General features: G+C 72.8%; 16 protein-coding genes and 1 pseudogene. 5 read left to right on the top strand and 12 right to left on the bottom strand.

The annotated features are described in order from the left end of the window. Positions 1-126 precede the first annotated feature (126 nt). The 4 genes from BIV23_RS36245 to BIV23_RS36230 are packed head-to-tail and all read left to right on the top strand — an operon-like array spanning position 127 to position 4,951. Positions 127-1,554 (top strand): M1 family metallopeptidase, encoded by a 1,428-nt coding sequence (locus BIV23_RS36245; protein ID WP_071385218.1) that lies wholly within the window; start codon positions 127-129, stop codon positions 1,552-1,554. A gap of 42 nt (positions 1,555-1,596) precedes the next feature. Then, positions 1,597-2,343 (top strand): L,D-transpeptidase family protein, encoded by a 747-nt coding sequence (locus tag BIV23_RS36240; RefSeq protein ID WP_071385375.1) that lies wholly within the window; start codon positions 1,597-1,599, stop codon positions 2,341-2,343. Between the two features lie 29 nt (positions 2,344-2,372). Continuing rightward, positions 2,373-3,077: a response regulator transcription factor gene (locus BIV23_RS36235; RefSeq protein ID WP_071385217.1), complete on the top strand. Its 705-nt coding sequence runs from the start codon at positions 2,373-2,375 to the stop codon at positions 3,075-3,077. A gap of 35 nt (positions 3,078-3,112) precedes the next feature. Beyond that, on the top strand, positions 3,113-4,951 hold the full coding sequence (locus BIV23_RS36230; RefSeq protein WP_071385216.1) for an ATP-binding protein: 1,839 nt from the start codon (positions 3,113-3,115) through the stop codon (positions 4,949-4,951). 37 nt (positions 4,952-4,988) lie between these two features. Here BIV23_RS36230 and BIV23_RS36225 read toward each other — a convergent pair whose 3' ends face one another. Further along, complete coding sequence (locus BIV23_RS36225; protein WP_071385215.1) at positions 4,989-5,240, bottom strand: WhiB family transcriptional regulator; 252 nt, start codon at positions 5,238-5,240, stop codon at positions 4,989-4,991. A gap of 336 nt (positions 5,241-5,576) precedes the next feature. Then, complete coding sequence (locus BIV23_RS36220; RefSeq protein WP_071385214.1) at positions 5,577-5,858, bottom strand: ArgP/LysG family DNA-binding transcriptional regulator; 282 nt, start codon at positions 5,856-5,858, stop codon at positions 5,577-5,579. Between the two features lie 62 nt (positions 5,859-5,920). Between BIV23_RS36220 and BIV23_RS36215 the strand changes: the two genes are divergently transcribed. Beyond that, a complete protein-coding gene (locus BIV23_RS36215; protein WP_071385213.1) occupies positions 5,921-7,222 on the top strand; it encodes an MFS transporter in 1,302 nt (433 codons plus the stop codon). Positions 7,223-7,351: 129 nt separating this feature from the next. Here BIV23_RS36215 and BIV23_RS36210 read toward each other — a convergent pair whose 3' ends face one another. The 10 genes and pseudogenes from BIV23_RS36210 to BIV23_RS36170 form a co-directional block, all read right to left on the bottom strand. Further along, positions 7,352-7,810 carry a cyclic nucleotide-binding domain-containing protein gene (locus tag BIV23_RS36210; protein WP_071385212.1) on the bottom strand — a complete coding sequence of 153 codons (459 nt, stop codon included), beginning with the start codon at positions 7,808-7,810 and terminating at the stop codon, positions 7,352-7,354. A gap of 281 nt (positions 7,811-8,091) precedes the next feature. Continuing rightward, positions 8,092-10,341, bottom strand: coding sequence for an FUSC family protein (locus BIV23_RS36205; protein WP_071385211.1), 2,250 nt, complete (start codon positions 10,339-10,341; stop codon positions 8,092-8,094). A 96-nt stretch (positions 10,342-10,437) separates the two neighbouring features. Then, positions 10,438-10,584, bottom strand: a pseudogene (locus BIV23_RS47465) (DUF4287 domain-containing protein); the annotation flags it as partial. A 15-nt stretch (positions 10,585-10,599) separates the two neighbouring features. Next, the gene (locus BIV23_RS36200) at positions 10,600-11,976 is read right to left on the bottom strand and encodes an NAD(P)/FAD-dependent oxidoreductase (protein WP_071385210.1); all 1,377 of its coding nucleotides are present in this window, start codon (positions 11,974-11,976) and stop codon (positions 10,600-10,602) included. A gap of 242 nt (positions 11,977-12,218) precedes the next feature. Further along, the gene (locus tag BIV23_RS36195) at positions 12,219-14,117 is read right to left on the bottom strand and encodes an AMP-dependent synthetase/ligase (protein WP_071385209.1); all 1,899 of its coding nucleotides are present in this window, start codon (positions 14,115-14,117) and stop codon (positions 12,219-12,221) included. A gap of 202 nt (positions 14,118-14,319) precedes the next feature. Then, positions 14,320-15,408, bottom strand: coding sequence for a glutamate--cysteine ligase 2 (locus tag BIV23_RS36190; RefSeq protein ID WP_071385208.1), 1,089 nt, complete (start codon positions 15,406-15,408; stop codon positions 14,320-14,322). A 92-nt stretch (positions 15,409-15,500) separates the two neighbouring features. Continuing rightward, positions 15,501-17,717 carry a 1,4-alpha-glucan branching enzyme gene (gene glgB, locus BIV23_RS36185; protein ID WP_071385207.1) on the bottom strand — a complete coding sequence of 739 codons (2,217 nt, stop codon included), beginning with the start codon at positions 17,715-17,717 and terminating at the stop codon, positions 15,501-15,503. Positions 17,718-17,721: 4 nt separating this feature from the next. Next, positions 17,722-19,086, bottom strand: a complete 1,365-nt coding sequence (locus tag BIV23_RS36180; protein ID WP_071385206.1) for a maltokinase N-terminal cap-like domain-containing protein — start codon at positions 19,084-19,086, stop codon at positions 17,722-17,724. Positions 19,087-19,116: 30 nt separating this feature from the next. Then, positions 19,117-20,832, bottom strand: coding sequence for a maltose alpha-D-glucosyltransferase (treS, locus tag BIV23_RS36175; RefSeq protein ID WP_071385205.1), 1,716 nt, complete (start codon positions 20,830-20,832; stop codon positions 19,117-19,119). Beyond that, positions 20,829-21,426 (bottom strand): alpha-glucosidase C-terminal domain-containing protein (locus tag BIV23_RS36170; protein ID WP_143079185.1); only part of this gene is annotated, 598 nt, incomplete at its 5' end. The genes treS and BIV23_RS36170, both read right to left, overlap by 4 nt.

Here is a 21,426-nt window from a genome sequence, read left to right as displayed (position 1 = left end):
ACCGCCGCGGACTGCGGCCACCCGGTGCGACGCGGCGTAACGTGACGTGAAGGAGCGCATCACGCGGACCGGACGGCGCCTACTCTGTCGGCCAGACGATCACCGGCCGCTCCCCGAGGAGACCATGTGACGCCATCCCCCAGACCGTCCGCCCGGCGCGCCACCACCGTCCCGCGCCGGCGGGCGGTCCTCGCCACCGTCCCCGTCGCCCTCGCGGCCCTCGTCGGCGCGGCCGCACCCTCGGCACCGGGCACGGCCGGCGCGCCCGGCGCGGGCGACCCCTACTTCCCGCTCAGCGGCAACGGCGGCTACCACGTACAGCACTACGACCTGACGCTGCGTTACGACATCACGCGCCGGCACCTCGACGGCACGGCCGTCCTCACCGCCCGCACCACTCAGCGGCTGAACCGCTTCGACCTCGACCTGACGGGCCTGACCGTCACCGGCGTCACCGTCGACCGCACCCCGGCGGCCTTCCGGCGCGCCGGCCAGGAACTCGTCGTCACCCCGCGCCGCTCCCTGCCCGCCGGCCGCGCGTTCCGGATCGCCGTCACCTACCAGGGCACCCCGAAGCCGGTCACCGACCCGGACGGCTCCCAGGACGGCTGGATCCCCACCGACGACGGAGCGTTCGTGGCGGGCGAACCGCAGGGCGCGATGACCTGGTTCCCTGCCGACGCGCACCCGAAGGACAAGGCGTCGTACGACATCACGATCACGGTCCCGCAGGGCCGCACCGCGGTCGCCAACGGCTCACTGGCCGCGCAGCACACCGCACAGGGGCGGACGACGTTCCACTGGCGCGAGGACCGCCCGATGGCGGCGTACCTGGCCACCGCGACCATCGGCACCTTCCAGGTCCAGCGCTTCACCACCCGCGACGGCATCGAGGTCTACAACGCCGTGGACCCGCGGGAGGCGAGCGCCGCCGCACCGGTGCTCGCGCAGCTGCCGTCCGTCCTCGCCTGGGAGAGCAGGCTGTTCGGGCCGTATCCCTACCGGACCGCCGGGGCCATCGTCGACCACGCCCCGGGCATCGGCTACGCGCTGGAGACGCAGACCCGGCCGCTGTACGACTCCGCGCCGGACCTGACCACCCTGGTCCACGAGAGCGCCCACCAGTGGTTCGGCGACTCCGTGTCGCTGACCACCTGGAAGGACATCTGGCTCAACGAGGGCTTCGCGACCTACGCCGAGTGGCTCTACACCGAGCAGCACGGCGGCGACAGCGCCCAGAAGACCTTCGACGCCCTCTACGCCACCCCGCCCGGCGACGCGCTGTGGGCGTACCCGCCCGGCGACCCGGGCAGCGGCAAGAACATCTTCGGCAAGCCCGTCTACGCCCGCGGCGCCATGGCCCTGCACGAGCTGCGCAAGGCGGTCGGCGACCGGGACTTCTTCCGCATCCTGCGCGACTGGGCGGCACAGCACCGCGACGGCCACGGAACGACCGCACAGTTCACGCAGCTCGCCGAGCGGGCGTCCGGGAAGCGGCTCGACGGGCTGTTCCACACCTGGCTGTTCACCAGGGGAAAGCCGAACCGCGCCTGAATCCTCACTCTTTTCAAACAAGTGTCGGCCAAGGTCGGCACCATGATCCATCGCAGAACCGCCGTCGCGCTCCTCGCCTCCCCGCTGCTGCTCACCGGCTGCGGCGGCGGAGCCGAGGCGACCGAGCGCCGGGCGCGGGCCGACCGTCCGGCGCCCACCGGCACCCCCACCCCCCACGTCCGGGCCGCCCAGGCACCGCAGGGCATACCCGGCCTCGGCCCCACCCGGCAGGCCGCGATACCCGCGCGCTGCTCGCAGGCCGTCGTCGTCTCCGGGCGCGGCGAGGACTCCCCGCTGTCCACCGTCGTCCTGCACGAACGCGCCGACACCGACACCGGGTGGCAGGCGGGCGCCACCTGGCCCGCCCACAACGCCCTACACGGCTGGAGCGCCCATCACATGCTCGGCGACCTGTGCTCCCCGCTCGGTGTCCACACCCTCTCCGACGCCGGCGGCCTGCTCCCGGACCCCGGCACCAGACTGCCCTGCCACCGGTCCGCCGGCTTCCACTCGCCCGGCAGCGGCTTCGAGGGCGAACCGCTCGACGGCTGCTTCGACCACGTCGTCGCCATCGACCACAACCGCAAGCCGGGCACCTCGCCCCTGGACCGGACCCGGCCGCTCGGAGCGGAACGCGGCGGGGGAGTGTGGCTCCACGTCGACCACGGCGTTCCCACCCACGGCTGCGTCAGCGTCTCCAAGGCCCATATGAGGGACCTGCTGCGCACCCTCGACCCGGCCCGGCATCCGGTCGTCGTCATGGGATACGCCGACTGGCCGGCCGGCTGAGCCGCCCGCGCCGCTCAGGATCCGAACTCGTGTGCGCATATGTGCTGGTCGCCGAGGACGACGAGAAACAGGCCGAGCTGATCCGCCGCTCGCTGCTGGCCGAGGGACACACCGCCACGGTGGTGCACGACGGCGGCGCCGCGCTGGACGCCGCCCGGCGGCTGCGGCCCGACCTCGTCGTCCTCGACCTGATGCTCCCCGTCGTCGACGGCTTCGGCGTGTGCCGGGTGCTGCGCGGCGGCGCGGACCCGGAGATCCCGGTGGTCATGCTCACCGCCCGCGCCGCCGAGGACGACGTGCTGCTCGGCCTCGAACTGGGCGCCGACGACTACCTGACCAAGCCCTACAGCCCGCGCGAGCCGATGGCCCGCATCCGTACGGTGCTCCGGCGCAGCGGGCGCGGCGCCGGCGCCCGCGACGGCGACCTCGTCGTCCGGGCCGCCGGGCTCACCATCGACCCCGAACGGCACGAGGTGCGCTGCGACGGCGCACCGGTGGAGTGCACGCCCGCCGAGTTCCAGATCCTGCTGGCCATGGCGGGCGAGCCGGACCGTGTCTTCACCCGGCGCCAACTGCTGCACTGCACCCGCGGCTTCGACCGGGCCTCCACCGAGCGCGCCGTGGACGTGCACATCATGAACCTCCGCCGCAAGATCGAACCCGACCCCCGCCGCCCGGTCCGCCTGCTGACCGTCTTCGGCGTCGGCTACAAGCTGACCGGCATCCGGCCGTGACGCGCGGGCGGTCGCGAACGGGGCGGGAGACGCGCGTGCGGCGGCGGATCCCGGTGCGCAAACGGCTGCTCGTCCGGCTGCTCTTCGTCTCCGCCCTGATCGCGGTCTGTTCGGTGGCCGCCACCGCCTGGCTCGCGGTCACGACGACGACCAGCGCCCTCCAGGAGGAGCAGGGGCAGGACCTCGCGGCCGACAACAGCATCCTGGCCGAACTCAGCGGGTACGCCGCGACCCACGCCGGCTGGTCCGGTGCCCGGCGCACCGGCCAGGACCTGGCGGCCAGGACCGGACGCCGGATCGCGCTCACCACGGCCGACCGCACCGTGCTCGCCGACTCCGCGCCCCGCGGCACCCCGCTGCCACCCCGGCCCGCCGCCACCGTCGACCCGCTGCGCACCGACACATACAGCGAGACCGGCGCCCAGCTCAGCGGCATCGACCCGCGGGCGGTCGGCCCCTACAGGCTCCCGGCGGCGGAGCGGGCGAAGCCGGACGCGCTGGCCGCCACCCGCAAGCGGTGCTCCGCACGCCACGGCCTGCAGTCCGGCATCGTCCGGACGGCGAGCGGGCGGCCCGTCGTCACCACCGCGGACGGCGCCGACCCCGCCGGCTACGGCGCCGCCGACTGTGAGGACGGCAGGCTGGGCGCGCCCACGCCGACCGAGAGCAGGGCCCAGGACGCGCTCACGGACCTGGCCCGCCCCTGCCTGAAGAAGGCCGGACTCGACATCGTCGGCCCGCTGTTCCCCCTCTACGGCCCCGCCGCCAAGGACCCCTTCTCCGGTGACCACCTCATCGCCAAGTACGTCAGCAGGACCACCAGGGCGAGCCCGGCGGCCACGGAACGCGCGGCCCGGACATGCCTCCTGACCGCCCGGCGCACCCAACTGGAGCCGTACGTCGCCCCGGTGGCCGAGCTGTTCCTCGGCATCGGCGCCCAGAGCCCGAGCCGCGTCGACATGTCGACGGCCAACAAGGCCAAGGTGATCGGCGCGGCCGGACTGGTCCTCGCCGTCACCGTCGCCGTCACCGCCGTCGTCGCGGTCCGGCTGGTACGGCCCCTGCGCGCGCTGACCGAGGCCGCGGGGGCGCCGCCCGAGCTGCACGTACGGGTCCCGGTGACCACACGGGACGAGACGGGTATCCTCGCCGAGGCCTTCAACGACCTGGCCGAGCGGCGCGAACGCCTGGAGGCCCAGCGCAAGGCGTTGGTCAGCGACATCGCGCACGAGCTGCGCAGCCCGCTGACCAACATCCGCGGCTGGCCGGAGGTCGTCCGGGACGGCGTCGTCGAGGCCGAACCGGCCCTCCTGGACTCGCTGCACGAGGAGGCGCTCGTCCTCCAGCGGATCATCGACGACCTCGAGGACCTCGCCGCCGCCGACGCCGGCACGCTGCGGCTGCACCGTGAACCGCAGCGCGCCGCCGACCTGTTGGACCAGGTGGCCGCCGCGCACCGCGTCGCCGCCGGGGTCGCCCTGCACCCCGCCGCCGACCCCGCCGCCCGGCTGGACGCCGACCCGGTGCGGATGCGGCAGGCCCTCGGCAACCTGGTCTCCAACGCGCTGCGGCACACCCCCGCCGACGGCACGGTCACCCTGACCGCCCGCCGCGAGGGCACCGACGTCGTGCTGCGCGTCGGCGACACCGGGACGGGCATCGCGGCCGAGGATCTGCCGCACGTCTTCGAGCGGTTCTGGCGCGCGGAGAAGTCCCGCAGCCGGCGCACCGGCGGCAGCGGCCTGGGCCTGCCCATCGTGCGCCATCTGGTCGCCGCGCACGGCGGCACCGCCGAGGCCGCGAGCGCTCCCGGCCAGGGCGCCGTCCTCACCCTGCGGCTGCCCGGCATCGAGGCCCCGGCCGACGGATCCTGACGGCACGGACGGCGAACGGCGAGGCAGCGGCTCCGGATCAGCGCGAGCGCGGCCGGGAGCGGGCCTGTCGGCGCAGCGACCGGCGGTCCGTCTCGCTCGTCCCGCCCCACACGCCGGTGCTCTGGCCCGTGGCCAACGCCCAGTCCAGGCACGGTTCGCGGGCCGGGCAGAGCCCGCACACCTCCTTGGCCCGCTCCGTCTGCACCAGCGCGGGTCCGGTGGTGCCGACGGGGAAGAACAGGTCGGGGTCCACATGACGGCAGGCGGCGTGGTCGCGCCAGTTGTCCATCGGGGTCTCCTGGATGCGTCTGCTGGACTGGACTGGATCGGAACCGTTCTCGGGATGCGAGTGACCGGTGGGCGCGGCGGGAAACCGGGCAGAGGGCGAGCCGCTCGCGCCGGGCGGGCCGGGAAACGGGGCGGAGGGCCGCGAGGGCCGAGGGCAGCCGTGTCCGACCGGGCAGCAGGGAGCGCGGAGTTGGGGACGACGACCGGACGAACCGGCGTCCGCCGCGCGACCGTCCACCACCGTACTCCGCCGTCCGCCGCCCGGCACCGTCCCGTGACGGACCGGGCGCCGGGGTAAGCCGGGGTCAGCCGCGCAGCGTCTCGGCCGCCGTCGCCGTCACCGCGTCGGCGAGCCCCTCGGAGATGGGCACGTAGTGGCACAGCGGGCTCGCGGCGCGCGGCCCAGCCGGCGGACGAAGCCGTCCTGGAAGTCGTCCTCGCGCCCGAAGACCACGGCGGGGGCCGCGGGCAGCGGCTCGGGCAGCACCCCGGTCGGATGACGGTCGGTGAACTCCGGCGCGGCGACCGGCAGACAGCGCAACCGGCCGAGCGGGCGGACCGTGTGGCCCTCGTCCTCCCGGTGCGGCTCGAATCCTGAGACAACCGGTTCGGGGTACACGGGTGTTGCTGAGATAGTCAGGCTCTGGAACGGAAAAGATGCAGCGAGCAATCAGGACACCTGTGGACACGAGCGAGAGCAGTACGACCGAACCGGGACCGATACGGGAGGAGGCGAAGGCGCCGCCCCGGCGCGGCTGGCGGCGCTGGGCGATGGACACCCGCCCCCTGCGGATCCCCGCCTACCGGCGCCTGTGGGCGTCGACCGTCGTCACCGCCGTCGGCAGCCAGCTCACCGCCGTCGCCGTACCGAAGCAGATCTACGACATCACCCACTCCTCGGCCTGGGTCGGCTACGCGAGCCTCGCCGGGCTCGTGCCCATGGTGGTGTTCGCGCTGTGGGGCGGGGCCGTCGCCGACACCGTGGACCGGCGCAGACTGCTGCTGGTCACCAACAGCGGCATCGCGGTGACCTCGCTGCTGTTCTGGGCGCAGGCGATCGCCGGCCTGGACTCGGTCGTCGTCCTCATGCTGCTGCTCGCCCTCCAGCAGGCCTTCTTCGGTCTCAACTCCCCGGCCCGCAACGCCTCCGTCGCCCGGCTCGTGCCCGCCGAGGAGCTGCCCGCGGCCAACGCCCTGAGCTCCACGGTGATGCAGACCGGCCTGGTGGCCGGTCCGCTGCTCGCCGGTGTGCTCATCCCGGTCATCGGGCTGCCCGAGCTGTACCTCGTCGACGCCCTCGCGCTGTGCGTCACCGTCTGGGCCGTCTTCCGGCTCCCCGCGCTGCCGCCGCTCGGCGACGCACCCGCCCGCCGGGCCGGGATACGGCAGATAGCCGAGGGCTTCGCCTACATCTCCCGGCACAAGGTGCTGCTGCTGTCCTTCCTCGCCGACATCGTCGCGATGGTGTTCGGCATGCCCCGCGCCCTGTTCCCGCAACTGGCCGCGCAGACCTACCAGTCGTACGGCGAGGGGCTCGCCCTCGGTGTGCTGTTCGCCGGCATCCCGGTCGGCGCGGTGCTCGGCGGCCTGTTCTCCGGGGTGTTCTCGCGGGCCCGGCGGCACGGCTGGATGGTGATCGGGGCGGTCGTCGGCTGGGGCGCGGCGGTCGCTGCGTCGGGGCTGAGCGGCAACCTCTGGGCCGCCATGGCCTTCCTCGCCCTGGCCGGGGTCGCCGACATGGTCTCGATGGTGTTCCGCGGCGCGATCCTGCTGTCCGCCGCGACCGACGAGATGCGCGGCCGGATGCAGGGCGTGTTCACGGTCGTCGTCGCGGGCGGGCCCCGCCTGGCCGACGTGTTCCACGGCACCGCCGGCTCCGTCTTCGGCCCCCGGGCGGCCGTGGCGGGCGGCGGCGCCCTGGTCGTCGTGGTGATGCTGATCCTGGCGGCCGCGGTCCCGGCACTGCGGCGCTACCGGATCTGACCCGCGGCGGACCGCCAGGTCCTGTCGTCGGACTCCCGCCGTCCCCCCGGCGACCGTGGGCGCCTCCCGGCCGGAGGCAGCGGGAGGCAGTTCGATGACAGGCCCGGCCCGTCCGCGTCACACCCGGTGTCAGATCAGGCCGCTGCGCCGGCGGATGGCGTACTGGTCCATCAGCTTGCCGCGGGTCGTCTCCAGGCGGCCCGCGAGGATCTCGGCCACCGTCCGCACCAGCGACAGCCCGAGCAGCGGATCCTCCACACACAGCGCGAGCACCGCGGGCCCGTCGAACTGGTAGGCCCGTACGTTGCTGAACGCGACCGCGCCGAAGTCCCACGCGTACGGCGGGAACAGCCAGGACCAGCCGAGCAGGTCGCCCGCGCCGAGCGTGGCCACCGTGACCCGCTGCCGCGCGGTGACGTCAGTGTCCAGGTGGACCGCGCCCGACCGGATCACCCAGAACCGGTCGGCGGTGCCGCCCGCCTCGAAGATGCGGGTGTCCTCCGGGAAGGAGACCTCCTCGGCCAGCTCCATCAGGCGCTCGCGCTGTGCCTGGGGCAGCGCGGTGAGCAGTTTGATCGCTTTGGTCATGGCGCGGGGCTCCTCGCCGGCGGCGGTTCCGGGTGATGTGCGTAAGCCCATTTCAGCCGCTGCCGCCGACCGGGGCACCTCGAAGGACACGGAGCCGGGTGCCGGATCACCTGTCCGGTGGCGCGTGCGGGCATGAGAAAGCCCTGGCCGGACGGGGGAGGCCGGCCAGGGCCGCTTGAGGTGACGCACAGACGGAGGGAAGGACGGTTCCGCTCCGCTCCGGCATCACGTATGTATGAACGATAAACCATCTGGGGCGCCGGTGCGTCATCCCGAACGGGTCACGTGACCGGTTTCACCTTCCCGCCTGTACCGGCAGCCGGCCGGGGGACGCCCAGCGGCCGGGCCAGACCCGAAACCGCCTCGTCCAGACGCTGGAGGTGGCGCAGCACCCGGTCGGTCACCCGGCCGTAGCGCGGGGTGCGCAGGGTGCCCGGCTCCAGCATCGAGGCGATGCTCGGGCCGGTCTCGGTCGTGGCCGGGGAGCGCGGATCGGCGACATGCTCGGCGATCGCCCCGATGTTGTGCAGGATCCGCGCACACGCGCCGCTCAGCCGGGGGTCCGCCGCTATCGACGGGTGCGTGGGCAGCAGCTCGGCCGTGGCCGCGAGGGAACGCGCGTGATAGGCACACGTCTCCAGCAGCGCCACCACGTACCGGGCGGTGTCCCGTCGGGAGCGCATCGGGGTGATCGGATGCGTGAGCGGGTCGGTGGCGGCGCGCAGGTCGGCCAGCGCCTGGTCCAGCTCGCGTGCCTGCTCCACCAGATCGGCACCCGCCCCGCCGCTCAGCTGCTCCACGGCGGCCCGGGTGACGACCCCCAGCCGCTCCAGCACCTCGACGAGCAGCTCGTTGGTCCGGCGGTCGGTGTGGATCGGCAGCACCACCGCCGCCGCGATCACCCCGCAGGCCGCACCGAGCGCCGTCTCCTCGATCCGCAGCACCAGCACCGACAGGCTGTAGGTGTTCAGCAGCGTGTACAGCAGCCCGAGCATCGCCGTCACGAAGAACGACATCAGCGTGTACGACAGGGGCGCCGTGTAGAACATCGCGAAGATGAACAGCAGCACCAGCGCGAACGCCGTCCAGGTGTGGTGCCCGACCAGCCCGGCGAGCCCGATGCCGGCCACCACGCCGAGCACCGTGCCCAGCAGCCGGCGGTAGCCCTTGACCAGGATCTCGCCCGTGGAGGCGGTGTTGAGGAACACGATCCAGCAGGTCAGCACCGCCCAGTACCAGCGCTGACTGGACAGCAGCTCGCCGCCCGCGATGGCCAGCGAGGAGCCGACGGCCACCTGGACCGCGGCCCGCGTCGTGGGCCGGCGCAGACCGCCCGGCTCCGGCTCCTCGCCCCCGCTCTCCGCGCCCACTTCGACTGCCTCGATCGCGGCGTCCTCCGCGTCCAGCTCCGCCCGCGAGCGGACGGTCGCCGGGCTGTCGTCGGACTCGTCCAGCGCCCCGTCCAGGGCCACCCGCAGGCCGAGCGCGGCCCGGGCGGCCTCGCCGAGACCACGGAAGACGTCCTGCACGGCGGGGGAGGCCTGCGGCAGGTTCTCCTCGTCGCGGTAGCCGAGCAGCCGGTTGCGCAGATGGGCGAGTGCGGTGCCGCGGGCCTCGCCCACCGGCCGCAGCATCAGCAGCCGCAGCGCCTCCAGATCCCGGCGCAGCGTCTGCGTCGCCTCGTCCCGCACGGGCAGGGCACCGCCCGACGGCAGATGGGCGCCCGGCAGGTGCAGGGTCAGGGTGTCGGTCCGCTCGGCGCTGCGCGCGGTGAGCAGCAGCAGACCGAGCCGCTCGGAGGCGATCTCGGCGTCGGCGATCCGCCGCTGGAGCAGCCGGGCCACCGCCGGTTCGGAGGTGCCGTCCTCCAGCCGCCCCTGGATCATCAGCGCCGTCTCGTGCAGCCGGGCGGTCGCGGTGCGCAGATCCTCCAGAACGGTGTCCACGCCGTCCGGACCCGCGTCCAGCAACTCGGTCTGTACGGCGATCAACTGGGCGAGCCGGGCGCGGAACGCCCGCCGCAGCCGGTCCAGGGTGCCCGCCGGGGTCTGCGGCAGCAGCACGAACCGCGCGAGGGCGCTGGAGGCGAACGCGACGCAGATGACCCCGCACAGCGCGGGCAGCAGGGCGGTGGTCGCGTGGACGAACAGGGAGAGGAAGTAGACCTGGAAGCCGATCAGGCCCAGCGCCGTGCCGCGGTCACCGAAGCGGCGGCCGTAGACCGCGCTGAAGATGAGGGCGACGAAGAACAGGTCGCCGACGACGACCCGTTGGTTCAGCAGCGCGCCCAGCGACACCGAGGCCAGGGCCACCGGCAGGCCGAGCGCGAGCGTGATCGCCTGCTGGGCGCGCGACGTCTCCCGGATGGCGAAGGTCGCCACCATCGCCGCTATGGCGCCGGCGACCAGCTGCGGCACCGGCACCCGCAGGGCGGCCAGGACGGCCAGGGTGAGCGCGATCGCGGTGACCGTGCGCAGCCCCGCGGTGAGCCGCAGCAGCCCGGGATCGGACGCCGCGAGCCGGTCCCGCATCCGTACCCGTCCCGACCGTCCCGCTGCCCTCACGCCGCCGCGCTCTCTCCCGTGCCAGAAATCGATCTACGTTCCAGCATCGCACGAGTGCCCGAACTATCTCCTCTCGGCCAGGGTCGCGGCGACCAGGGCATTGGCGTGCCCGTGGCCGAGCCCGTGCTCGGACTTGAGCCAGCCCACCAGCTCCGTGTGCTTCGTCAGCGGCGAGGAGCGGATCAGCTCCTGCCACTCGGCGACCGGCCGGTGACCCGGGTCACGTCAGCTCTCCGGCTCGGCCCCGCCCTCCACCCGCGCCCGCACCTGTTCCGGTGTCAGGTACGAGTTGGTGTACTCGAAGTCCTTCAGCCGGGCGGGCCGGTGGGCCTGGAATCCGGTGCGGACGAAATCGTCGCCCGCGACCGCGTTCAGCAGCCAGTTGGTCGCGACCCGGGTCTTGGCCACGTTGGTGCGCAGCGCCGACCAGTGGTAGCCACGGGCCACGGCCTGGGCGGCCACCCCGCGCAGTTCGACGCCGAGCGGCTTGGACACGGCGTCCTTGCCGCCGAGGTCGACGACGAGGCCCAGGTCCCTGTGCACGTACGGCACGAGCGGCTCGCCCCGCAGCGTCGCGATGACGTTGTCGGCGACCTTCTTGCCCTGGCGCATGGCGTGCTGCGCGGTGGGCGGGCAGACCGCGCCCGTCTCGTCCTTGGCCAGGTCGGGCACCGCCGCCGCATCCCCGAGCGCGAACACCCCGTCGTGCCCGGGCAGGGTCATCTCGGCGGTGACCGCGAGCCGTCCGCGCACCGTCTCCGCGCCGAGCGTGCCGATCAGCGGGCTCGCGACCACCCCGGCGGTCCAGATCAGCGTGTGCGTCGGCACCACCCGGCCGTCGGTGAAGGTGACCTCCTCCGCGCCCGCCTTCTCGATCGACACCCCCAGCGAGACGTCGACACCGCGCCGGCGCAGGATCTCCTGCGCGCTGCGGCCGAGCTTCTCGCCCAGCTCCGGCATGAGCCGGGGCGCGATGTCGATCAGGTGCCAGCGGATCAGGCCGGGGTCGATGCGCGGATAGCGCTGCACGGCGGCGTGGGTGAGCCGTTGCAGACAGGCGGCGGTCTCGGTGCCCGCGTATCCGCCGCCGACCACCACGAACTGGAGCCGCGCGGCCCGCTCGGCCGGGTCGTCGCTGGCGTCGGCGAGGTCGAGCTGGGTGATGACGTGGTCGCGCACATAGGCGGCCTCGGCGAGCGTCTTCATCCCGAAGGCGTGATCGGTCAGCCCCGGGATGTCGAAGGTCCGGGTCACGCTGCCCGGGGCCAGCACCAGGTAGTCGTACGGCTCGTTCACGAGCTTGTCGTTGATGGTGCGGACGACGCACACCCTGGCCTTCAGGTCCACGCCGATCGCGCCGCCGGGCAGGATCCGGGTGCGGTACTTCCTGCTGCGGCGCAGGCTGATCGCGATCGACTGGGGCGTGAGCACGCCCGAGGCGACCTGGGGCAGCAGCGGCAGATAGAGCTGGTACGAGAACGGCGTCACCAAAGTGACGTCGGCCTCGTCGGGGGCGAGTTTCCGCTCCAGGCGGCGGACGCACTCGACTCCGGCGAAGCCGGCGCCGATCACCAGGATCCTGGGTCGTGTCACGGTGTTCATCCCTTTCTGCGGCTCCAGGCGGTCCGACTCGACGCCGTTCGCATGCCCTGGACCGCCTCGCACCATGTCCGATCCCACCGCGCACCGAGCCGTTCCGCCAGCCGGGTGCGGCAGGCAGACGAACGCGTGGCCACCAGCATGCACCCGATCAGGGCCGGGTGAGCGGTTGTCGCACGGAAAACCGTCGGACAACTGTCGGCGCCGGTCAGGGCGTGTCCGCTGAGCGGATCAAGCGGGTCCGCTCAGCGGAAGACGTCGTCCGGCTCGTCCCAGTCCGCGGGCTCCCGCACCCCCGACCCGGCCCGCGAGCGCGCCTGGTACATCGCCTCGACCTCGGCGGCGTAGTGCCGCACGATCACGTCCCGGCGCAGCTTCAACGACGGGGTGAGCAGCCCGTCCGCCACGGCGAACGGCTCGGGCAGGACGCGGTGGACGCGGATGGACTCCGCCCGGGACACGGCGCTGTTGGCGGAGGCCACGGCCCGTGCGATCTCCTCCCGCAGCGCGTTCTCCTCCCGGCCCTCCCGGCCGGGGCTGCCGCCCGGCAGCGCGAGGGCGGCCCGCCAGTGTGCGAGGAACTCCGGGTCCAGCGTGATCAGCGCGCCCACGCACGGCCGGTCGTCGCCGAGCACGACCGCCTGGTGGATCAGCGGGTGCATGCGCAGCCGTTGCTCCAGCGGGGCCGGGGCGACGCTCTTGCCGCCGCTCGTGACGATGATGTCCTTCTTGCGCCCGGTGATCGTCAGATAGCCCTCGGAGTCCAGCCGCCCGATGTCCCCGGTGGCCAGCCAGCCGCCGCGCAGCGTCGCCCGGCTCGCCGCCTCGTCACCGATGTAGCCCTGGAACACCGACGGACCGTGCACCAGGATCTCCCCGTCGTCGGCCACGTGGACGTCGGTGCCGGGCAGCGGCCGGCCCACGGTCCCGGACTTCTCCCGGCCGAGCGGCTGCATGGTGATCCCGCCGGAGGACTCGGTGAGGCCGTAGCCGTCGTTGACGACGACGCCCATCCCCTCGTAGAACAGGGTCAGTTCGCGGCTGAGCGAGGAACCGCCGGAGGTGCCGCGCACCACCCGGCCGCCGAGCGCCGCGCGCAGCCTTCGGTACACCGTCCGCTCGAACACGGCGTGCTGGAGGCGCAGTTCGAGCCCGGGCCCCGGCCCCGTGCCCAGCCGCCGGCGCTCCTCGGCCGCGGCGAAGTCCCGCGCGGTCTGCGCGGCCCGCTCGAACAGGGCACCCCGGCCCGTCTGTTCGGCCGTGCGCAGGAAAATCTTGTAGAGCTTCTCGAACACCGACGGCACACCGTACAGATACGTCGGCCGGAACGTGCCGAGCGCGGAGGCGAGCGCCGCCTCGGACAGCTCCGGCTCGTGCGCCATCAGGACCCCGCCGCGGACGCAGATGAGCATGATCATGATGCCGTACACATGCGAGAACGGCAGAAACGCCAGCACGGTCGGCTGCTCACCCGGCGGCGCCGCGGCGTGCGCCCAGCCGGCCAGTATCGTGTCGCAGGGGTAGGCGAGGGAGCGGTGGCTGAGCGCGCAGCCCTGGGGGTGGCCGGTGGTGCCGGAGGTGTAGACGACGGCCGCCGTGGCGTCCGGCAGCACGATCCGGCGCAGCGACTCCACGGTGGTGTACGGCACGGCCGCGCCCCGCTCGACGAGTTCGGGCAGCGCGCCCGCGTCCAGCTGCCACACGTGGCGCAGCCGCGGCAGCCGGGTGCACACCGTGCCGACGGTCATGACACCCTGCTCGTCCTCCAGCAGCACGGCGACACAGCCCGCGTCCCGCAGTATCCACTCGACCTGGTCGCGCGAGGAGGACGGATGGACCGGCACCACCTCCGCGCCCACGGTCCACAGCGCGTGGGCGAAGACCGTCCACTCGTGGCGGGTGCGGGCCATCACGGCCACCCGGTGGCCGGGCGAGATCCCGGCGGCGATCAGCCCCTTGGCCACGTCGACGACCTCGTCGCGCAGTTCGACCGCGGTCATCTCCCGCCAGCCGCCGGCGGCGGTGTCCGCGCGGTACGCGAGGAGCGGCAGGGCAGGGCTGTGCTCCGCGGTCTCGAAGACGCTGTCGGCGAGGCCCCCGACGAGCGGCGGGGCCACGGCGGGAGCGAGGGCGACGTCGCGCATGCGCTGCTCCTGGATGTACGGAGGGTCACACCACCGATCGGCTCTGTGGTCGGCGGTGCTCGAATGTAGCCGAGACGAGCGCGTCCGGTGCGGGGAACGGAGAAGTCGTGATCGGTTGATGATCTGGCCGTGTCACTGCGGGTGCCGCACGACCTCCACGGCATGGACACGGCACATCGTAGGTCCGGCTCGGCCCGGGCGTTCAGCCCTGGGTGTGGCGTACGCACTCGGTGACGACCTCCCGCAGACTGCCGACCCGCTCCAGCACCCCGCGCTGCTCGCGCGCGCCCGTCCCGCGGTCCAGCAGTTCGCCGACGGCCTCCTCGGCCAGGGCCGTGTCCCCGCTGTCGGAGAGTGCTTCCCCGGTGTGCTCCAGCAGCGCGCGCACCACCTCGGGTGCGGGCCGGGGCAGCATCGTCGCGGGGTCGAGCAGTTCCCCTTCCAGACCGGAGCGGGCGGCGTGCCAGGCGGCCAGCCGCAGCAGGCTCACGCTGTGGCCGGCCGGCGGCCGGCCCGCCCGCCAGTCCCGCGCGGCCGTCTCCACCAGGGCGCGGACCAGCGCGGCGACCAGCACCGTGGTCTCCGCGCGCAGGCACACGTCCGCCACCCGGATCTCCACCGTCGGGTACTTCACGGACAGCCGCGCGTCGAAGTACACCATCCCGTGGTCCAGGATCACCCCGCTCGCCAGCATGTCCGCCACCTGCCGGTGGTAGCCCGCGGGCGAGCCGAACAGCTCGGTCGGCCCCGCCGACGGACCACGGCTCCACAGCCGGCTGCGGAAGCTGGCGTACCCGGTGTCCCGGCCCTGCCAGTACGGCGAGTTGGCGCTGAGCGCGCGCACGACCGGCAGCCAGGGCCGCAGCCGGTCGAGGACCGCGACCCCCTCCTCGTCGGAGTCCACCGCCACATGCGCGTGGCAGCCGCAGACGAGCCAGTCCTGGGTGGCGATCCCGTACCGCCTGGCCATCCACCGGTAGCGGTCGTCCGCGGTGAGCGCGCCCGTGACCGGTATCGGGCACGTGGCCAGCGCGGCGACCGCGCAGCCCACCTCGCCCGCGACCCGCGCCGCCTCCTTGCGGGAGCGCACGATCTCGGCGCCGAGCTCGGCCATGTCCGTGTGCGGATGCGTGGCGAGCTCCAGCATCTGCCCGAACAGCTCCAGCTGGAACAGGTCCTGTCCGGGATCGTCCTGGACCGCCCGGGTCAGCACGGCGGTCGACAGCGCCTTCGGCTCGCCGCTGTCCGGATCGACCAGAAGGAGTTCCTCCTCCACACCGACAGTGCGCACGTGGGGCCGCCCTTCTGCTCAGACCGTGAGGGGCAGACGAAAGTCTGTACGACCCTGACTGCCCCTCGGGCGTCCGGCCGACTCCTGCGGGTTCAGCGCACAGGCGTCAACCAGACAGTGGCGAGCGGCGGCAGCGTGACCCGGAGGAATCCGTCCTCCGGCCGGAGGACCGCGCCGGGCTGTCCGGCACCGACGCCGCTGCCGCCGTAGCGTGCGTCGTCCGTGTTCAGGGCCTCCTGCCAGGCCGGGAGGGAATCCGGAACCCACAGACGGTAGTCGGCGCGGACGGCCGGCGAGAAGTTGGAGACCGCCAGCAGCGCCGAGCCCTCGGCGTCGAAGCGAAGGAACGCGAATACGTTGTCGTCCGCAGCGTCACACAGCACCCACCGGAAACCGCCCGGATCGGTGTCCCGCTGCCACAGGGCCGGTGTCGCCCGGTACCCGCTGTTCAGGTCGCGTACGAGGTCCCGCACGCCCCGGTGGTCGCCGGCCGAGTGGTAGTCGTCGTCGAGCAGCCACCACTCCGGGCCGTGTGCCTCGGACCACTCGGCGCCCTGCGCGAACTCCTGGCCCATGAAGAGGAGTTGCTTGCCGGGGTGGGCCCACATGAAGCCCAGGTAGGCCCGGTGGTTGGCGCGGCGCTGCCACCAGTCGCCGGGCATCTTCGACACCAGTGCCTGCTTGCCGTGCACGACCTCGTCGTGGGAGATCGGCAGGACGTAGTTCTCGCTGTAGGCGTACACCATCGAGAAGGTCATCTCGTGGTGGTGGTACTTGCGGTGCACGGGCTCCTTCTGGACGTACTGGAGCGAGTCGTGCATCCAGCCCATGTTCCACTTCAGCCCGAAGCCGAGCCCGCCGCCGTCCGTCGGCCGGGTCACCCCGTCCCAGGCCGTGGACTCCTCCGCGATCGTCACCACGCCCGGACACCGCCGGTAGACCGTGGCGTTCATCTCCTGCAGGAAGGCGACCGCGTCCAGGTCCTCCCGCCCGCCGAAGACGTTCGGCTGCCACTGGCCGGAGTCCCGTGAGTAGTCGAGGTACAGCATCGACGCGACGGCGTCCACGCGCAGCCCGTCGATATGGAACTCCTGGCACCAGTACACGGCGTTGGCCACGAGGAAGTTGCGCACCTCGGTGCGGCCGAAGTCGAACTCGTAGGTACCCCAGTCCGGATGCTCCGCCCGCCGCCAGTCCCCGGGTTCGTACAGCGGCTCCCCGTCGAACCGGGCCAGCGCCCAGTCGTCCTTCGGGAAGTGCGCCGGCACCCAGTCCATGATCACGCCGATCCCGGCCCGGTGCAGCGCGTCCACCAGGAACTTGAAGTCGTCCGCCGAGCCGAGCCGGGGCGTCGGCGCGTAGTAGGAGGTGACCTGGTACCCCCAGGACCCGCTGAAGGGATGCCCGGCGACCGGCATCAGCTCCACGTGCGTGAAGCCCAACTCCATGACATATGCGGGAAGTTCGTCAGCCAACTGGCGATACGTCAAACCGGGCCGCCAGGACGGGAGATGCACCTCGTACACCGAGAACGGCGCCCGGTGCACGGGCGTGTCACCCCGGTGGGCCATCCACTCCGCGTCGCCCCACTCGTGGCGCGACACCGTGACGACCGACGCCGTGTCCGGCGGCACTTCCGTGCACCGGGCCATCGGGTCGGCCTTGAGGAACCGGTCGCCGTGCCGGGAGGTGATCTCGAACTTGTACCGGGCGCCCTCGCCGATCCCGGGCAGGAACAGCTCCCACACCCCGGACGCGCCGAGCGAGCGCATCGGGTACTGGGTGCCGTCCCAGTACGTGAAGTCCCCGGCCACCCGCACCCCCTGGGCGTTCGGCGCCCACACCGTGAAGCGGGTGCCGGTCACCCCCTGGTGCGTCATCGGCTCGGCGCCGAGCGCCTGCCACAACTGCTCGTGCCGGCCCTCCCGGATCAGATGGAGGTCCAACTCGCCGAGCGCGGGCAGGAAGCGGTACGGATCGTGCACCTCCTGCTCGGTGTCGTCGTACGCCACCCGCAGCGTGTACGCCTTCGGGATCTCCGGCAGCGGCAGCACGGCCGCGAACAGGCCGCCGCCCTCCGACACCAGCGGATGGTGCGTGCCGTCGGCCAGGACGACGCTCACCGCGCGGGCGTTCGGGCGCAGCGTCCGGAACAGGGTGCCGCCCGGCACCGGATGGGCGCCCAGGAGGGCGTGCGGATCGTGATGGGCACCGCCCAGCAGCCGGCCGCGCTCGGCCGGATCCAGGGGGACGGCCGTGACCGGCGTCGGACCGGCGGCCTCGGGGAGCGAGGTGTCGCGCAGAGCCATGCCGTCAGCCTCCCCACACGGCGAGCCGCTTGATCGCCGCCATCGGTACCGGCAGCCAGTCCGGCCGGTGTCTCGCCTCGTACAGCACCTCGTAGACCGCCCTGTCCGTCTCGTGCGCGCGCAGCAGCGCGTGCTTCTTGCGTGGATCCCAGCCCGCGCGGGCCGCGTAGCCCGCGCAGAACGCCTCCCGGCAGCGGCGCGCCCATTCGGGTCGCCAGGGGCGGCGCTGCCGGGCCGCGTAGTCGAAGGAGCGCAGCATCCCCGCCACGTCCCGCACCGGGGACTGCGGGGCCCTGCGTTCGGCGAGCGGCCGGGACGGCTCGCCCTCGAAGTCGATGACGAACCAGTCACGGCCGGCCCGCAGCACCTGCCCGAGATGCAGATCGCCGTGCACCCGCTGCGCGGGCGGCCCGGCGTCACAGGTGGCGAGCGCCCCGAACGCGGCCCGGAGCCCCGGCACGAACGGCCGCAGCCCCGGTACGGCGTGTGCGGCCGCGTCCAGCCGCGCGGACATCGCCTGCGCCGTACGGTCGTTCTCACCCGGCCCGGCCGGACCGAACGCCTCGGCCAGCGCCAGATGCACCTCGGCCATCGCCCGGCCCAGCTCCCAGGCCTCGGCCGTGAAGTCCTCGCCCGCGGCGAGCGCCCGCAGCGCCAGCGTCCAGCCGTCGGTCGCGTCCGGCAGGAACGGCTGGAGCACCCCGAGCGTCGCCGGCTGCGGCGCGCTCGTGCCGAACCAGGCCACCGGCGCCGGCACCCGGGTGCACCCCTGCGCGGCCAGCGCGGCCGACACCTCCAGATCCGGATTGACGCCCGGCTGGATGCGCCGGAAGACCTTCAGGATGTACGCGTCGCCGTACACGAGCGAGGTGTTGGACTGCTCGGCGTCCAGCAGCCGCGGCGGCAGCCCGCCGGGCACCTGGACGGCCGGGTCCGCCTCGAACCGCAGCGGGCCCGCCGCGCCCGGGTGCCGCAGCCGCTCCAGCAGCAGATGTGCCGAGCGAGGGTCGTGCAGCGCGTCGTACACCGCGAGCCCGGCGAAAGGTCCCTGCTCGGCGCGGCCGAGGAACGCCTGTTCCAGCCGCGGGGCGAGCTGCTCGCGCAAGGCCAGCAGCAGCTGGTAGCAGTCGCCGGGCGGGGGAGTGCCGCCGGGCGTGGGCACCGGCGCGTGCGAGGCGCGCACCAGCAGATGCAGACACCCCGGGAACAGCTCCGCCCCGTGCAGCACCGACAGATCCGTGACGGGCCGGTCCTTGCCCGCGAACCAGCGCTGCCTCGGCAGCCACTCGCGCAACAGCCCGCCCAGTGAGGCCGGCGGCCCGCCCCGACCGGCCGCGGTTCCCGGTCCGACAGTGATGGTCTTCGGCATGACGCGCGTCCTTTCCTCGGCGTCGGGCGTTCAGCGGCTGCCGATGCGGGATGCGACCCGGGTGAGCCGGAACCAGTAGAAGCCGTGGCCCTGCAGCGTGAGCAGGTACGGCAGTTCACCGATGGCGGGAAACCGCACCCCGCCGATCAGCTCGACCGGATGCCGGCCGTCGTAGGCGCGCAGGTCGAGTTCGGTCGGCTGGGCGAAGCGCGAGAAGTTGTGGACGCACAGCACGAGGTCGTCGCCGTACTCGCGCAGGAAGGCGAGCACCGCCGGGTTGGAGGACGGCAGCTCGGTGAACGAGCCGAGTCCGAAGGCGGGGTTCTGCTTGCGGATCTCGATCATGCGCCGGGTCCAGTGCAGCAGCGACGACGGCGAGGACATCGCGGCTTCCACGTTGGTGACCTGGTAGCCGTAGACCGGGTCCATGATCGTCGGCAGGTACAGGCGCCCCGGATCGGACCTGGAGAAGCCGGCGTTGCGGTCGGGGGTCCACTGCATGGGGGTGCGGACGGCGTCGCGGTCGCCGAGCCAGATGTTGTCGCCCATGCCGATCTCGTCGCCGTAGTAGAGGATCGGCGAGCCGGGCAGGGAGAGCAGGAGCGCGGTGAACAGTTCGATCTGGTTGCGGTCGTTGTCGAGGAGGGGGGCGAGGCGGCGGCGGATGCCGATGTTGGCGCGCATCCGTGGGTCCTTGGCGTATTCGGCCCACATGTAGTCGCGTTCCTCGTCGGTGACCATTTCGAGGGTGAGCTCGTCGTGGTTGCGCAGGAAGATGCCCCACTGGCATTTCGAGGGGATGGCGGGGGTCTTGGCGAGGATCTCCGAGACCGGGTAGCGCGATTCGCGGCGTACGGCCATGAAGATGCGCGGCATGACGGGGAAGTGGAAGGCCATGTGGCACTCGTCGCCGCCGGTGCCGTAGTCGCCGAAGTAGTCGACCACGTCCTCGGGCCACTGGTTGGCCTCCGCCAGCAGCACGGTGTCCGGGTACATCGCGTCGATCTCCCGGCGGACGCGCTTGAGGAAGGTGTGCGTGGCGGGCAGGTTCTCGCAGTTGGTGCCCTCCTCGGCGTAGAGATAGGGGACCGCGTCGAGCCGGAACCCGTCGATGCCGAGGTCGAGCCAGAACTTCAGGGCCGCCAGGACCTCCTCCTGCACCGCGGGGTTCTCGTAGTTGAGGTCCGGCTGGTGCGAGAAGAAGCGGTGGAAGTAGTACTGGCCGCGTACGGGGTCGTACGTCCAGTTGGAGGCCTCGGTGTCGACGAAGATGATCCGGGCGTCCTCGTACTGTTTGTCGTCGTCGGCCCACATGTAGTAGTCGCCGTAGGGGCCGTCGGGATTCTTGCGGGACTCCTGGAACCACGGGTGCTGGTCGCTGGTGTGGTTCATGACGAAGTCGATGATGACGCGCATGCCGCGCTGGTGGGCGGCGTCCACGAACTCCACGAAGTCGGCGAGGTCGCCGAACTCGGGCAGGACGGCCGTATAGTCGGAGACGTCGTAACCGCCGTCCCGCAGCGGGGACTTGAAGAACGGTGGCAGCCACAGGCAGTCCACGCCGAGCCACTGCAGATAGTCCAGCTTGGCCGTCAGGCCCTTCAGGTCGCCGATGCCGTCGCCGTTGCTGTCCTGGAAGGAGCGGACCAGGACCTCGTAGAAGACGGCGCGTTTGAACCAGTCCGGGTCACGGTCCTTGGCGGGCGTGTCCTCGAACGTGTCGGGTACGGGTTCGTTGACGGTCATGACGCTGCGGGCCCTCCGATCTGGGGCGTCGATCGCCCGACGTGGAGCACGTGCGCCGGCGCGCCGCCGGGCGTGAGACGCACGTAGTTGGTCCTGCCCCAGTGGAACGTCTCGCCCGTCAGTTCGTCGTGTACGGACAGGGCGGCGTCCCAGTCCAGGCCGAGTTGCGGCATGTCCAACGAGACCGTGGCCTCCTGGGTGTGATGCGGGTCGAGGTTGACGACCACGATGACCGTGTCCGTCCCCGTGCTCTTGCTGTAGGCGAGCACGGCGTCGTTGTCGGTCGGGTGGAAACGCAGATTCCGCAGGCGCTGCAGCGCGGGGTGCCGGCGCCGGACGGTGTTGAGCCGGGTGATGAGGGGGGCGATGCTGCGGCCCTGCCGTTCGGCGGATTCCCAGTCGCGGGGGCGGAGTTGGTACTTCTCGGAGTCGAGGTACTCCTCGCTGCCGTCCTTGAGCGGGGTGTTCTCGCACAGTTCGTAGCCGCTGTAGACGCCCCAGGCGGGGGAGAGGGTGGCGGCGAGGACGGCGCGGACCTCGAAGGCGGGGCGGCCGCCGTGCTGGAGGTAGGCGTGCAGGATGTCCGGGGTGTTG

This window comes from Streptomyces monashensis (assembly GCF_001866665.1).
Classification (GTDB): domain Bacteria; phylum Actinomycetota; class Actinomycetes; order Streptomycetales; family Streptomycetaceae; genus Streptomyces; species Streptomyces monashensis.
The sequence above is the reverse complement of the archived record's forward strand: the minus strand, read 5'-3'. Positions and strand labels throughout refer to the sequence as shown.

Coding starts and splice junctions, on each gene's coding strand:
- BIV23_RS36240 (WP_071385375.1), top strand. CDS start 1,597: ATGATCCATCGCAGAACCGCCGTCGCGCTCCTCGCCTCCCCGCTGCTG.
- BIV23_RS36225 (WP_071385215.1), bottom strand. CDS start 5,240: ATGGACAACTGGCGCGACCACGCCGCCTGCCGTCATGTGGACCCCGAC.
- BIV23_RS36210 (WP_071385212.1), bottom strand. CDS start 7,810: ATGACCAAAGCGATCAAACTGCTCACCGCGCTGCCCCAGGCACAGCGC.
- BIV23_RS36205 (WP_071385211.1), bottom strand. CDS start 10,341: ATGCGGGACCGGCTCGCGGCGTCCGATCCCGGGCTGCTGCGGCTCACC.
- BIV23_RS36200 (WP_071385210.1), bottom strand. CDS start 11,976: ATGAACACCGTGACACGACCCAGGATCCTGGTGATCGGCGCCGGCTTC.
- BIV23_RS36195 (WP_071385209.1), bottom strand. CDS start 14,117: ATGCGCGACGTCGCCCTCGCTCCCGCCGTGGCCCCGCCGCTCGTCGGG.
- glgB (WP_071385207.1), bottom strand. CDS start 17,717: ATGGCTCTGCGCGACACCTCGCTCCCCGAGGCCGCCGGTCCGACGCCG.
- BIV23_RS36180 (WP_071385206.1), bottom strand. CDS start 19,086: ATGCCGAAGACCATCACTGTCGGACCGGGAACCGCGGCCGGTCGGGGC.
- treS (WP_071385205.1), bottom strand. CDS start 20,832: ATGACCGTCAACGAACCCGTACCCGACACGTTCGAGGACACGCCCGCC.